Source organism: Streptomyces sp. NPDC046557, from assembly GCF_040645975.1.
Lineage (GTDB): Bacteria > Actinomycetota > Actinomycetes > Streptomycetales > Streptomycetaceae > Streptomyces.
Window position 1 is genome coordinate 467,052 of sequence record NZ_JBEYZH010000002.1, and the last position, 12,829, is coordinate 479,880.

At 72.4% G+C, this 12,829-nt stretch carries 8 protein-coding genes; 4 read left to right on the forward strand and 4 right to left on the reverse strand.

The window, feature by feature from the left end; genetic code table 11:
- The 4 genes from ABZ934_RS07330 (at position 1) to ABZ934_RS07345 (ending at position 6,697) form a co-directional block, all read left to right on the forward strand.
- On the forward strand, positions 1-546 hold the full coding sequence (locus tag ABZ934_RS07330) for a hypothetical protein (protein WP_361309561.1): 546 nt from the start codon (positions 1-3) through the stop codon (positions 544-546).
- Between the two features lie 104 nt (positions 547-650).
- Complete coding sequence (locus ABZ934_RS07335; protein ID WP_361309564.1) at positions 651-1,391, forward strand: response regulator transcription factor; 741 nt, start codon at positions 651-653, stop codon at positions 1,389-1,391.
- Between the two features lie 98 nt (positions 1,392-1,489).
- Positions 1,490-2,542 carry an ATP-binding protein gene (locus ABZ934_RS07340; RefSeq protein ID WP_361310286.1) on the forward strand — a complete coding sequence of 351 codons (1,053 nt, stop codon included), beginning with the start codon at positions 1,490-1,492 and terminating at the stop codon, positions 2,540-2,542.
- A 258-nt stretch (positions 2,543-2,800) separates the two neighbouring features.
- The gene (locus tag ABZ934_RS07345; RefSeq protein ID WP_361309566.1) at positions 2,801-6,697 is read left to right on the forward strand and encodes a multifunctional oxoglutarate decarboxylase/oxoglutarate dehydrogenase thiamine pyrophosphate-binding subunit/dihydrolipoyllysine-residue succinyltransferase subunit; all 3,897 of its coding nucleotides are present in this window, start codon (positions 2,801-2,803) and stop codon (positions 6,695-6,697) included.
- A 123-nt stretch (positions 6,698-6,820) separates the two neighbouring features.
- On the opposite strand, the gene fxsT is transcribed toward ABZ934_RS07345, so the two are convergent.
- The 4 genes from fxsT to fxsA form a co-directional block, all read right to left on the reverse strand.
- Positions 6,821-9,823, reverse strand: coding sequence for an FxSxx-COOH system tetratricopeptide repeat protein (gene fxsT / locus ABZ934_RS07350; protein WP_361309568.1), 3,003 nt, complete (start codon positions 9,821-9,823; stop codon positions 6,821-6,823).
- A gap of 73 nt (positions 9,824-9,896) precedes the next feature.
- Positions 9,897-11,150 (reverse strand): HEXXH motif-containing putative peptide modification protein, encoded by a 1,254-nt coding sequence (locus tag ABZ934_RS07355; protein ID WP_361309570.1) that lies wholly within the window; start codon positions 11,148-11,150, stop codon positions 9,897-9,899.
- Complete coding sequence (locus ABZ934_RS07360) at positions 11,147-12,472, reverse strand: FxsB family cyclophane-forming radical SAM/SPASM peptide maturase (RefSeq protein WP_361309573.1); 1,326 nt, start codon at positions 12,470-12,472, stop codon at positions 11,147-11,149. Before ABZ934_RS07360 ends, ABZ934_RS07355 begins: the two co-directional genes overlap by 4 nt.
- A 139-nt stretch (positions 12,473-12,611) precedes the next feature.
- Positions 12,612-12,809: an FxSxx-COOH cyclophane-containing RiPP peptide gene (gene fxsA / locus ABZ934_RS07365; RefSeq protein ID WP_361309576.1), complete on the reverse strand. Its 198-nt coding sequence runs from the start codon at positions 12,807-12,809 to the stop codon at positions 12,612-12,614.
- Positions 12,810-12,829: the final 20 nt, after the last annotated feature.

The window sequence follows — 12,829 nt, forward strand, 5'->3', positions numbered from 1 at the left end:
GTGCGAGCGTTCCGGGCGACGGCAACGGCGACGACGGCGGCACTGCTGGGTGTGGTGATCCTCAGCGGGTGCGGACTGGCCCGGCCGGACCACGCGCTGGTGACGTTCACCGCGGAGGCCACGGCCGGGGGAAGCGGGCCCGCCCCCCGGGACACGTCGGCGCCCGCGCCCGAACCCGAGCCCGGGGCGCCCTCCCCGCCGCCCGCCACCGCCGAGACAATCGTCACGGTCACCCGCAGCGGCGGCTTCGCCGGCCGGACGCACACCCTGAGCGTCTCCTCCGACGGCTCCTGGACCCGCCGGGGCGCGCACGCGGAGCCCGAGGGCGGCGGCCTGCTCTCGTCGACGCAGCTCGGCCGGCTGCGCGCGGCGGTCGAGGCGGCGGACTTCGCGCACCTGTCCCGGACCGCGAAGAGCGGCGGGACGGTCTTCGACGGGTTCACGTACACCTTCGTCCGCGGCGGGCTCAAAGTCGTCACCAACGACGGTTCCGTCCCTGCGGTGTTGACGAAGCTGCTGGACGCGCTGCCCCCCTTCGAGGGCTGAGCGGGTTCCGGACGTCCGCGGCGGTCCGTCGGAACCCCACATGGCCGCGGGCCGATGCCTCCTCTACGCTGCACCCCATCACGCGGGATCTTCAGGGGCGGGACATGGAACAGACACACACCACCCACAGCGGCGCCGCGGCCACTCCAGGTGCCCAGCGGCGCGTGCTCGTGGTCGAGGACGACCGCACCATCGCCGACGCCATCGCGGCCCGGCTGCGCGCCGAGGGATTCCAGGTGCAGACGGCGTACGACGGCCCGGCGGCGGTCGCCTCGGCCGAGAGCTGGCTGCCCGAGCTGCTGGTGCTGGACGTCATGCTGCCCGGCTTCGACGGGCTGGAGGTCTGCCGCCGCGTCCAGGCTCAGCGGCCGGTACCGGTGCTGATGCTCACCGCCCGGGACGACGAGACCGACATGCTGGTCGGGCTCGGGGTCGGCGCCGACGACTACATGACGAAGCCGTTCTCCATGCGGGAGCTGGCCGCGCGGGTGCACGTCCTGCTGCGGCGGGTGGAGCGGGCCACGCAGGCGGCCACCGCCCCGCGCGGGGCGACGCTGCGCCTGGGGGATCTGGAGATCGACCACGCGCAGCGCCGGGTGCGCGTACAGGCGGAGGACGTGCACCTGACACCGACCGAGTTCGACCTGCTGGTGTGCCTCGCCGGGACGCCGCGCGCGGTGCTCTCGCGGGAGCAGTTGTTGGCCGAGGTGTGGGACTGGGCCGACGCGTCGGGGACCCGGACGGTCGACAGCCACATCAAGGCGCTGCGCCGGAAGATCGGCGCCGAGCGGATCCGTACGGTCCACGGCGTCGGGTACGCCCTGGAGACCCCGGCCCAGTCGTGAGCGGTGTCCGCCCCGGTCGGGTGCGCGGCGCGGGCCGCACCGGTGGCGCAGGCCGCGCCGGTGATCCCGCCGAGGGGGCCGCCGAGCGCGCCGGCGCACTGCGGCCGTTCTCGCCGTTCTCGATCAAGACGAAACTGGGCACGCTCGTCGTGGTGTCCGTGTTCATCACGACAGGGCTGCTGATGGTGGCCCTGCGCACCGACACGGAGCTGCGGTTCATCACCGTGTTCTCGGTGATCGCCTCGATGTTGATCACGCAGTTCGTGGCGCACGGTCTGACGGCGCCGCTGGACGACATGACGAGGGTGGCCCGGGCGATCTCCCGCGGGGACTACACGCGCCGGGTGCGCGGGGCGGGCCGCCGGGACGAGCTGGGCGACCTGGCCTCGACGATCAACCTGATGGCGGACGACCTGGAGGCGGTGGACCGCCACCGCAAGGAACTCGTCGCCAACGTCTCGCACGAGTTGCGCACGCCGATCGCGGCGCTGCGCGCCGTGCTGGAGAACGTGGTGGACGGCGTCTCGCAGGCCGATCCGGAGACGATGCGGACGGCGCTCAAGCAGACCGAGCGGCTGGGCCGGCTCGTGGAGACCCTGCTGGACCTGTCCCGGGTCGACAACGGGGTGGTGCCGCTGCGGGCGCGCCGCTTCGAGGTGTGGCCGTACCTGTCGGGAGTGCTCAAGGAGTCGGGGCTGGCGGCGGCCGGGCGGCCGGGGTTGGCCACCGGGTCGGGCGGCCACACCCGCAACGACGTCCACCTCCACCTGGACGTGCATCCCTCGGGGCTGACCGCGTACGCGGACGCGGAGCGGCTGCACCAGGTGGTGGCCAATCTGATCGACAACGCGGTCAAGCACAGCCCGCCGCACGGCCGGGTCACGGTCCGCGCCCGGGCCGGCGACGCGCCCGAGAGCCTCGTGGTCGAGGTCCGCGACGAAGGGCCTGGAATCCCGGAAGAAGAACGCCACAGGGTCTTCGAGCGCTTCAACCGGGGCAGTGCGGGCGGCGGCGACGGCGGTACCGGGCTGGGCCTGGCGATCGCCCGCTGGGCCGTCGGCCTGCACGGCGGGGACATCCGCGTGGCCGAATCGTCACGGGGTTGCCGCATCCTCGTCACGCTTCCGGGCAGCTCGCGGGCGCCGCGTTGACGTAGGGTTCGAGTGGGAAGGACATGATCTCGGCCACACCCGGCCGGGTTCGTAAGGGGTGCGTAGCCAAGGGGGCCGCAACCTCGGTGCCCCCTACCCGAACCACGCTTGTTTCCCGCCATTCCCGGCGGTGAAACCCGCCGTTCGATGTGACCTGCACGACGTAAGTCCCGTCCGGCCTGCATCACACCGTCCGGGAGGCGTAGCCTTTATTCCCGCTGTCCATACCTTGTGAAGCGGAAGAGGGCGGTTGCCGCCGTGTCGCCACAGTCCCCCAGTAACCCGAGCACCACGACCGAAGCAGCAGAGGGCGGGAAGACCCCTGCCTCAGGCTTCGGTGCCAACGAGTGGCTCGTCGACGAGATCTATCAGCAGTACCTCCAGGACCCCAACTCGGTCGACCGGGCCTGGTGGGACTTCTTCGCCGACTACAAGACCGGGGGCGCTGCCGCTCCCGTGAAGGCGGATGGTCCCGAGAAGTCAACGACGACGGACGGCGCCTCCGCACAGGCCGCCGCCACCGTCACCGCCGAGGTCCCGCGGGCCGACGTCGCAGCCGCCACGGGGGCGGCGAGCGCCGCACCCCCCGTCGCGGGGACCGGCTCCACCGGAGCCCCTGCCGCCGCCACGCCCGTGTCAGCTCCTGCCCCTGCTCCTGCCACCCCCTCTGGTGCCCCTGCTGTGACTGTCACCTCCCAGGCCCCGGCCGCCGCACCGGCCGCGCCCCCTGCCACCGCCGCTCCGGTTGCCCCGCAGAAGTCCGCGCCCACCACCGAGGCCCCCACCGGGCCCGAGCTGGTGACGCTCCGCGGTCCGGCCGCCGCCGTAGCCAAGAACATGAACGCCTCGCTGGACGTCCCGACGGCCACGTCCGTCCGCGCCGTCCCGGTGAAGCTGCTGTTCGACAACCGCATCGTCATCAACAACCACCTCAAGCGCGCCCGGGGCGGGAAGATCTCCTTCACGCACCTCATCGGCTACGCGATGGTGCAGGCCATCAAGGCCATGCCGTCGATGAACCACTCCTTCGCGGAGAAGGACGGCAAGCCGACCCTGGTCAAGCCGGAGCACGTGAACTTCGGCCTCGCGATCGACCTGGTGAAGGCCAACGGCGACCGGCAGCTCGTCGTCGCCGGCATCAAGAAGGCCGAGACCCTCAACTTCTTCGAGTTCTGGCAGGCTTACGAGGACATCGTCCGCCGGGCCCGCGTCGGCAAGCTGACGATGGACGACTTCACCGGCGTCACCGTCTCGTTGACCAACCCCGGCGGCCTGGGCACCGTCCACTCCGTGCCGCGTCTGATGCCCGGTCAGTCGGTCATCATGGGCGTCGGCTCGATGGACTACCCCGCCGAGTTCCAGGGCACCTCGCAGGACACCCTGAACAAGCTGGGCATCTCCAAGGTCATGACCCTGACCTCGACCTACGACCACCGGGTCATCCAGGGCGCGGCCTCCGGCGAGTTCCTGCGCATCGTCGCGAACCTGCTGCTCGGCGAGAACGGCTTCTACGACGACGTCTTCGAGGCGCTGCGCATCCCGTACGAGCCGGTCCGCTGGCTGCGGGACATCGACGCCTCCCACGACGACGACGTCACCAAGGCCGCCCGCGTCTTCGAGCTGATCCACTCCTACCGGGTCCGCGGCCACGTCATGGCCGACACCGACCCGCTGGAGTACAAGCAGCGCAAGCACCCCGACCTCGACATCACCGAGCACGGCCTCACCCTGTGGGACCTGGAGCGCGAGTTCGCGGTCGGCGGCTTCTCCGGCAAGTCGATGATGAAGCTGCGCGACATCCTCGGTGTGCTGCGCGACTCGTACTGCCGCACCACCGGCGTCGAGTTCATGCACATCCAGGACCCGAAGCAGCGCAAGTGGATCCAGGACCGCATCGAGCGCCCGCACTCCAAGCCGGAGCGCGAGGAGCAGTTGCGCATCCTGCGCCGCCTGAACGCGGCGGAGGCGTTCGAGACGTTCCTGCAGACGAAGTACGTCGGCCAGAAGCGCTTCTCCCTGGAGGGCGGCGAGTCCGTCATCCCGCTGCTGGACGCCGTCATCGACTCGGCCGCCGAGGCCCGCCTCGAAGAGGTCGTCATCGGCATGGCCCACCGCGGCCGCCTGAACGTCCTCGCCAACATCGTCGGCAAGTCCTACGCGCAGATCTTCCGCGAGTTCGAGGGCAACCTCGACCCGAAGTCGATGCACGGCTCCGGCGACGTGAAGTACCACCTGGGCGCCGAGGGCACCTTCACCGGCCTGGACGGCGAGCAGATCAAGGTCTCGCTCGTCGCGAACCCCTCGCACCTGGAGGCGGTCGACCCGGTCCTGGAGGGTGTCGCCCGCGCCAAGCAGGACGTCATCAACAAGGGCGGCACGGACTTCACGGTCCTGCCCCTGGCGCTGCACGGCGACGCGGCCTTCGCCGGCCAGGGTGTCGTCGCCGAGACGCTCAACATGTCGCAGCTGCGCGGCTACCGCACCGGCGGCACCGTCCACGTCGTCATCAACAACCAGGTCGGCTTCACCGCCGCCCCGGAGTCCTCGCGTTCGTCCATGTACGCGACCGACGTGGCCCGCATGATCGAGGCGCCGATCTTCCACGTGAACGGTGACGACCCGGAGGCCGTGGTCCGCGTCGCGCGGCTCGCCTTCGAGTTCCGTCAGGCGTTCAACAAGGACGTGGTCATCGACCTCATCTGCTACCGCCGTCGCGGCCACAATGAGTCCGACAACCCGGCGTTCACCCAGCCGCTGATGTACGACCTGATCGACAAGAAGCGCTCGGTGCGCAAGCTGTACACCGAGTCCCTCATCGGTCGCGGCGACATCACGCTGGAAGAGGCCGAGCAGGCGCTCCAGGACTTCCAGGGTCAGCTGGAGAAGGTCTTCGCGGAGGTCCGCGAGGCCGCCACGCAGCCCGCGATCGGCACGCCGGCCCCGGTCGCGCAGCAGCAGTTCCCCGTTCCGGTGAACACGGCGGTCTCCCAGGAGGTCGTCAAGCGGATCGCCGAGGCACAGGTCAACATCCCGGAGAACGTCACCGTCCACCCGCGTCTGCTGCCGCAGCTCCAGCGCCGCGCGGCGATGATCGACGAGGGCACCATCGACTGGGGCATGGGCGAGACCCTCGCCTTCGGTTCGCTGCTGATGGAGGGCACCCCGGTCCGCCTGTCGGGCCAGGACTCCCGCCGCGGCACGTTCGGCCAGCGCCACGCGGTCCTCATCGACCGGGAGACGGGCGAGGACTACACCCCGCTGCAGTACCTGTCGGACGACCAGGCCCGCTACAACGTCTACGACTCGCTGCTCTCCGAGTACGCGGCCATGGGCTTCGAGTACGGCTACTCGCTGGCCCGTCCGGACGCGCTGGTCCTCTGGGAGGCCCAGTTCGGTGACTTCGTCAACGGCGCGCAGACCGTCGTCGACGAGTTCATCTCCTCGGCCGAGCAGAAGTGGGGCCAGACCTCCGGCGTCACCCTGCTCCTGCCGCACGGCTACGAGGGCCAGGGCCCGGACCACTCGTCCGCCCGCCCGGAGCGCTTCCTGCAGATGTGCGCGCAGGACAACATGACGGTCGCGATGCCGACCCTGCCGTCGAACTACTTCCACCTGCTGCGCTGGCAGGTCCACAACCCGCACCACAAGCCGCTGATCGTCTTCACTCCGAAGTCGATGCTGCGTCTGAAGGCGGCGGCGTCGAAGGCGGAGGAGTTCACCACCGGTTCGTTCCGTCCGGTCATCGGCGACAGCACGGTGGACCCGAACGCGGTCCGCAAGGTCGTTTTCTGCGCGGGCAAGGTCTACTACGACCTGGAGGCCGAGCGGGAGAAGCGCGGCATCACGGACACGGCGATCATCCGCATCGAGCGGCTGTACCCGCTGCCGGGTGCGGAGCTCCAGGCGGAGATCGGCAAGTTCCCGAACGCGGCCAAGTACATCTGGGCGCAGGAGGAGCCGGCGAACCAGGGTGCGTGGCCGTTCATCGCGCTGAACCTGATCGACCACCTCGACCTGGCGGTCGGCGCGGACATCCCGGCGGGCGAGCGCCTGCGGCGCATCTCGCGCCCGCACGGCTCGTCCCCGGCGGTGGGCTCCGCGAAGCGCCACCAGGCGGAGCAGCAGCTCCTGCTGAACGAGGTCTTCGAGGCGTAGTCGCTCCCGCGACCCGCACCGGCCGGAAGGCCCGGCCCGTTGGGGGCCGGGCCTTCCGGCCGATTTCAGTCTCGCCGGCCAAATCCGGCCGCGCCGGCGAGGCTCCGTTGGCCCCGGCCGGGGCTACGGCTGGGGTTCGAAGTCCCAGTACGGCCGGGCCTGTTGGCGGGCCGAGACCGTGTGGACGTGTTGCGCGCCCAAGGTGCGGGTCAGTGCCTTGAGGCCCGCGTCCTCGTGCTTCGCCGCCTCCGCGTCCTCCCGTACCGCCCGCAGGTCCGCCGCCAGCGCGATCTGTGCGCTCAGTGTCATCGGGTGGTCGGGGCCAAGCACCCGTTCCGCCCCCCGCAGCGTCTCCCGGCTCAGTTCCACCGCGTCCTCCAGCCGCCCGGTGATGTTCCGGTGCCCGGAGGCGTTCAGCGCGCAGCCCAGGGTCCACGGGTGCCCGTCGCCCAGCGCGCCCCGCATCCCCACCAGCGCCTGCTCCGCCAGGTTCAGGGCCTCCGCCCGCTCGCCCTGTGCCCTCAGCACCAGCCCGAGGTTGCCGACCGTGCCGATGCTGTACGGGTGGGCCAGGCCGAGCTGCGACTGGTAGCCGCGTACGACGTCCTCCGAGATCCGGCGAGCCTCGTCCACGTCGCCGTACTCCCGCAGGTAGGTCGCGTAGTCGGAGGCGACCATCAGCGTCCAGGGGAACTCCGCGCCGAACACCCGCGTCGAGCGCTCCAGTACGCTGCGCAGCCGGGCCCCCGCGCCGGGGATGTCCCCGGAGCGGCGCAGGCACAGGCCGAGATTGTGTTCGGCGCGCAGGGTCTGCGGGTGGTTGGTGCCCAGGACCTGCGCGTTGATCTTGAGCCCCTGTTCCTGGCGGGCCAGTGCCTCCCGGTAGCGACCCATGAGGCGCAGGCCCATCGCGCAGCCGATCCCGGACGAGAGGGTGGCGATGTGCCGCACCCGCAGGACCCGTTCGCGGCGCCGCAGGGTGTCGAGGTCGGTGTCGTACGCCTCCTGGTAGCGCCCGAGGAGGCGCAGGGCGACGGCTACGTTGTTCTGCGCGGCGAGGGTGGTCGCGTCGTCCTCGCCGAGCAGCTCGCGGTAGCCGGCGAAGGCGTGTTCGAGTAGTTCGCGGGCCTGCTCGAACTTGGCGGTGCTGAGCAGCACCCCGGCGTAGGAGCTGGTGGCGCGCAACGATTCGAGGTCTCGCGGGCCCCGTTCGGCCACCAGCCGCTCCGCCCGCGCCTTGGCGAGGTTTTCGGCCTGGCGGAAGTGACCGAGCATCCGCAGGGCGCTGCTGTAGTGGTAGCTGAGTTCGCGTACCTGGTCGTGGTCCTCGCCGAGCATGGGCCGCCAGATCCCGTCGGTCTCCTCGGCCAGCCGCAGGCAGGTGCGGTACTCCCCGGCGCGCAGCAGGTAGCGCAGGCAGTTCAGCAGGAAGTTCTGGATGCGCGGGTTGGAGCTGCGCAGCACCCCGGCGGGTTCCAGATGCGGGATGAGTTCGGCGTAGCGGGGCCAGAGCCGGGAGTCGGAGGGCTGTCCGGGGTCGGCCGCGGCGAGGACCTGGCGGACGACGCGGGACAGTTCCTCGGACTCGTCGTCGCCCAGGTCGCCGCGGACGATGTTGTGGACCATCCGGTGGAGTTGGACGGTCTCCAGGCCGCCTCCCTCCTCGACGGCCAGGTCGGAGTACTCCAGTCGGACGACGGAGAACTGGACGAGCTTGTTGAGGGCGGCGTTCCACCGGATCTGGTCGTTGATCAGCCCGGCGAGCCGTTCAGGCACGTCGTCCGCGGGGAACTCGCTCAGCAGCCGCAGCGGGACCCGGCCGGGGGCGAAGAAGACGAACAGCCGCAGCAGCGCGAGGGCGTCGGGGAAGTTCTCCCGTACGTTGTTCAGGAGTATGGCCAGCGCGGTGGGGAAGGGCAGCGGGTAGTCGTCGGAGAGGGTGACGGCCTCGTGCGAGTCGAGCCGGCGTTGCAGCAGGTTCAGGTACTCGCCGACGCCGATCGGCGAGTCGGCGAGCCAGCCGGCGGTCTGGTCGAGGGCGAGCGGGTAGTCCTCCAGGGCCTCGGCGAGTTGGTCGGCCTCGGCGGTGGTGAGCCGCCCGGCGCGGCGACGGATGAAAGTCACGGACTCGGGGCGGGCGTACAGCGGGACTTCCACGAGGCTGGTGTGGCGGGCCGCCCATTCGCGGTTGCGGGAGGTGATGATCACATCGCCGGCGCCGGAGGGCAGCAGGTCGGTGAGGTCGTCGGGATTGTCGCAGCCGTCAAAGACCAGCAGCCAGCGGTAGAACGGGTTGCCGCGCCGCAGCGCCTCCAGCACGGCCCGGATCTGCTCCCCGTAGCTGCCCGCGCCGCGCGGCAGGCCGAGCGCGGGCGCCAGGTCCGCGAGCCGCTCGCGCAGGGTGGGCCGGTCCTCGGCCGGGACCCACCACACCACGTCGTACTCGGAGGCGAAGCGGTAGGCGTACTCGGTGGCGACCTGCGTCTTGCCCACCCCGGACAGGCCCAGCAGGGTGACGGTGGAGGCCCCGGGCGGGGCCTCGGTGAGGGCGGCGCGCAGCCGGCCGATGACGTCGTTGCGGCCGGTGAAGCGCGGGTTGCGGCGCGGTACCCGGCCCCAGATCTCGGGCGGGTCGTTGGGGAAGCGGGGGCCGCGACGGCCGCTCTCGATGCCGATGCGGTCGGTGGGCAGCTCCAGCCGGCGCAGTACCCGGTACTCGGCCTCGTAGGCGTCCAGGCCCCACAGGTCGGTCTTCTCCAAGGCGGCCACGGCGCTCGGCAGCGGGGCGTCGGTGAGGCAGACGGCGGCGAACCGGTCTGGGTGGTGTTCGGTGACGGTGCGCAGGGCCGCGTTCCACTCCTCCTCGGTGTGGGTTCCCGCGGAGAAGTACCGTTCGCTGAGGACGACGAGGACCCTCCCGCCGGCGCGGGCCAGGTCGTCGAGGGCCTCGGTGATCCCCGGGCTGGTCTGCGGGTCCCAGCGCTGGAGGGCGACGCGGTGGCCGTGCTCCTCCAGGCGGTGGGCGATCCACACGGCCCAGGGCCGGTTGAAGCCCGCGAAGCTGATGACGAAGCGCTGCGGCGGCTGCGCCGCTCCGTCACGGTCCTGCCGAATTCCGGTGGTCATGCGGCCGTCTCCCTGAAACCGGGCGGTGGACGGGATTGAAAAGGTACCGCAACGGACGGTCCGTCAGAGCCCCTCAGCACCCCGGGGAATCGGCGAGTTCGGGGTGCCTCTCGCACCAGGCGCGGCGTTCGCGTTCCAGGGTCCGGCGGGCGGTGGCGTGCTGGTCTCCGGGGGGTGGGAGTTCGTCCATGGCCTGCTCGGCGGTGGCCATGGCGTCGATGAACTCCCCTCCGGCGGCGGTCAGTCGGGGGTGGCTGCGGATGGCGGGCAGGACGGCCGCCACCTGGGCGCGCAGCCGCGCGTGCCGGGCCCAGGCGCCGCGCGCCCCGTAGAGGGCGGCGCGCTGCCAGTATCCGGCGAGGGCCAGGTGGGCGTACGCGCCGTGCAGCAGCCCGTCGAGCGGTCGGGGGTCGCTGCGCCAGGGGGCCCAGTGGCGGGGCGTGCGGTCCGCGGTGTGCAGGGTCAGTACGTCGGCGAGGGCGGTGAGCTTGCCGTGCTGGACCTCGTGGACCAGGGTGGCGGCCAGGGCGGGCGGGGCCTGCGCCCGGGCCAGTACGGATCCGGCGGCGGCGGGCAGTGTCGCGCCGCTGGAGCGGGAGCCGCCGGCCAGGGGGACGACCGAGCGCAGCAGCCGGCCGATCTCGTCCGCGCGGGCGGAGTCGTAGCGGCGCAGCAGGGTGAGGGCGCCGGACCATTGGGTGTCCCAGCGCTTGTGGCCCTTGGGGGTGAGCCGCCGGGCGGGGCGCACTTGGGCGGGTTCGTCGCGGGCCGGGGCGCGGTAGGGGTCGAGGTCGTCGAGGGCGGTACGGCCGTCGGGCAGGGCGTGCAGCGGCAGCGGGTCGGGGGCGCCGGCCCAGGACCGTTCGGTGACGGCGAGGGGGCCGGGCCGGTCGGGGCGCAGCAGCCCTAGGGTGGGCAGGACCAGCCGGCCGTTCGCGGGGCGCAGGGTGACCTTGAAGGTGATCCCGGCGCGCAGCGCGGCGGCGGCGGCGAGCGCCCCCAGGTGTCCGAGGTCGGCGGGGGGCCCGGCCGGCGCGTGCAGCCGGCGCAGCGTCTCCTCGGCCCAGACGCCGGTGGCGGGGTAGTGCAGTACGTCCCGTACCGCGTCGGGGTCGTGCCGTTCGGCTTCCTCCAGCAGCGCCCAGTGCTCGGCGGCCTCGGTGCCGGGGGCGCGGTCGAGTACGGCGCGCAGCAGGAGCAGCCGCTTGGAGCGGCGTACGTCGCGCACGAGCCGGGTGCCTTCCGGGGAGGGTTCGGTGGAGGCGAGGGCGCGCAGGGTGGGGGCGCTGACGGCGAAGGGGGCGAGGGCGGCCGGGGCTTCGCTCATGAGACGGCCCGCCCCGTGGCGGCGGCGTGCAGGGCCCGCGCGATGTGCCGGATGAGGACTTGGAGGTCGGCGCAGTACACGGAGGGCGTACGGAACCCTTCGCCGGCGCGGTAGCGGTGGGGGTAGTGGCCCCCGCCGCACACCTCGACGAGTTCGCAGGTGCGGCAGGCGGCGGCCAGGGCGTCGCGTCCGAGCTGGCGGGCGGCGAAGCCCGGGTGGTCCAGGAGCCGGTCGAAGCCGTCGGTGTCGATGTGCAGGCCTGTCGCGGCGGCGCCCTCGTAGGCGGATTTCAGCGAGTCGGCCTGTTCGATGCTGCCGTCGGTCTCGATGACGGCGGTGGTGGCGGGGGCCAGGCCCAGGGTCTCGGTGGCGGTGGGCAGTCCTAGCAGCAGGGCGATGATCTCCTCGAAGATCCGTACGCGGGTACGGCGTTCCCCGTCGTGCCACCAGCGTTCGAAGACGGCGAGCAGCCAGTCGGCGTACGGGGTGGCCTGCGGGCCGTGACCGGGCGGCGGGTCGCTCCAGTTGGCCAGCGGCAGCAGCAGGCCGATGGCGGGCGGGGCGAAGTCCAGCAGCGACTCGTACACCTCGACGGGGTCCTGCGCGAGGTCCACGACGCAGAGCACGCCGGCGTAGCTCTCGGGGTGCCGGGCGAGCAGCCGCAGCCCCCGCGCCGCGGCCCCGAACCCGGGGCGTCCGGCGTGGTCGGCGCGGCGGGCGTTGTGCGCGGGCAGTCCGCCGTCGAGGCTGACGCCGACCCGGATGCCGGCGGCGGCGAGCGCGGCGAGCCGGCCGGGGGTGAGCAGGGTGGCGTTGGTCTGGACGGTCGCGGTGACCCGGGTGCCCGGGGCGACGGCGGCCCGGACCGCCTCGACGGGCGCGGCGAGCGCGGCGGGGCCGGACAGCAGCGGCTCGCCGCCGTGCAGGACGAGGTCGACGCGGGTCAGCCGGTGGGCGGCGGCGTGCTCGGCGATGCGCTGGGCGGCCCGGCGGACGGTGGCGGCGGACATCACGGCGGGGCGCTCGCGCCAGGACTGGTCGGCCATCTCGTAGACGTAGCAGTAGGTGCAGGCGAGGTTGCAGCGGCTGTGCGTCTTGAGGACGAATTGGCGTACGGGTGAGGGGCGGTGGCCGGCGGCGCGCAGGGCGGCCACGTCGAGCCGGGTGTGGGGCCAGGGCGCGTGGAGCGCGTGCGGGTCACCGGCGTCGGCTCCCGCCGGGCGGGCGTCCGCCACCTCGCCCCCTTGCCCCGCCGTCCGCGGTGCGTCGGGCACCGGCCGGTGCGCGGGCAGCACGGCGTCACTCGTGATCGCTTGCGTCATCGGCCTGTGCCTCCCCTCCCCCGCCGCCTCCCCGGAGGTCCCCCGCTCCCCGGAGGTACCCCGGTACTCCGGCGGACGGTCCATCCCTGCCCTGCGGACGAGCCGGACTAACGGCGGAAAGTGGTCAAACCCCGCCCGCTCACACCACCCCCGAGTCGAAGGCGTTGAGTATCTCGGCGGGGTGCGTGACCCGCTCGACCAGGCCCTCGATCACCTGGGCGAGGACCGGGTGCCCGATCCCGCGCAACTCGGCCAGATCCAGTCCGGACAGGTCCGGCAACCGCCCGCCGCCGCACTCCCGCCCGGCCGTCGGCACCCGCTGATCCTGAGTCACCATCTGCTGCCCGTCCCCCTCTT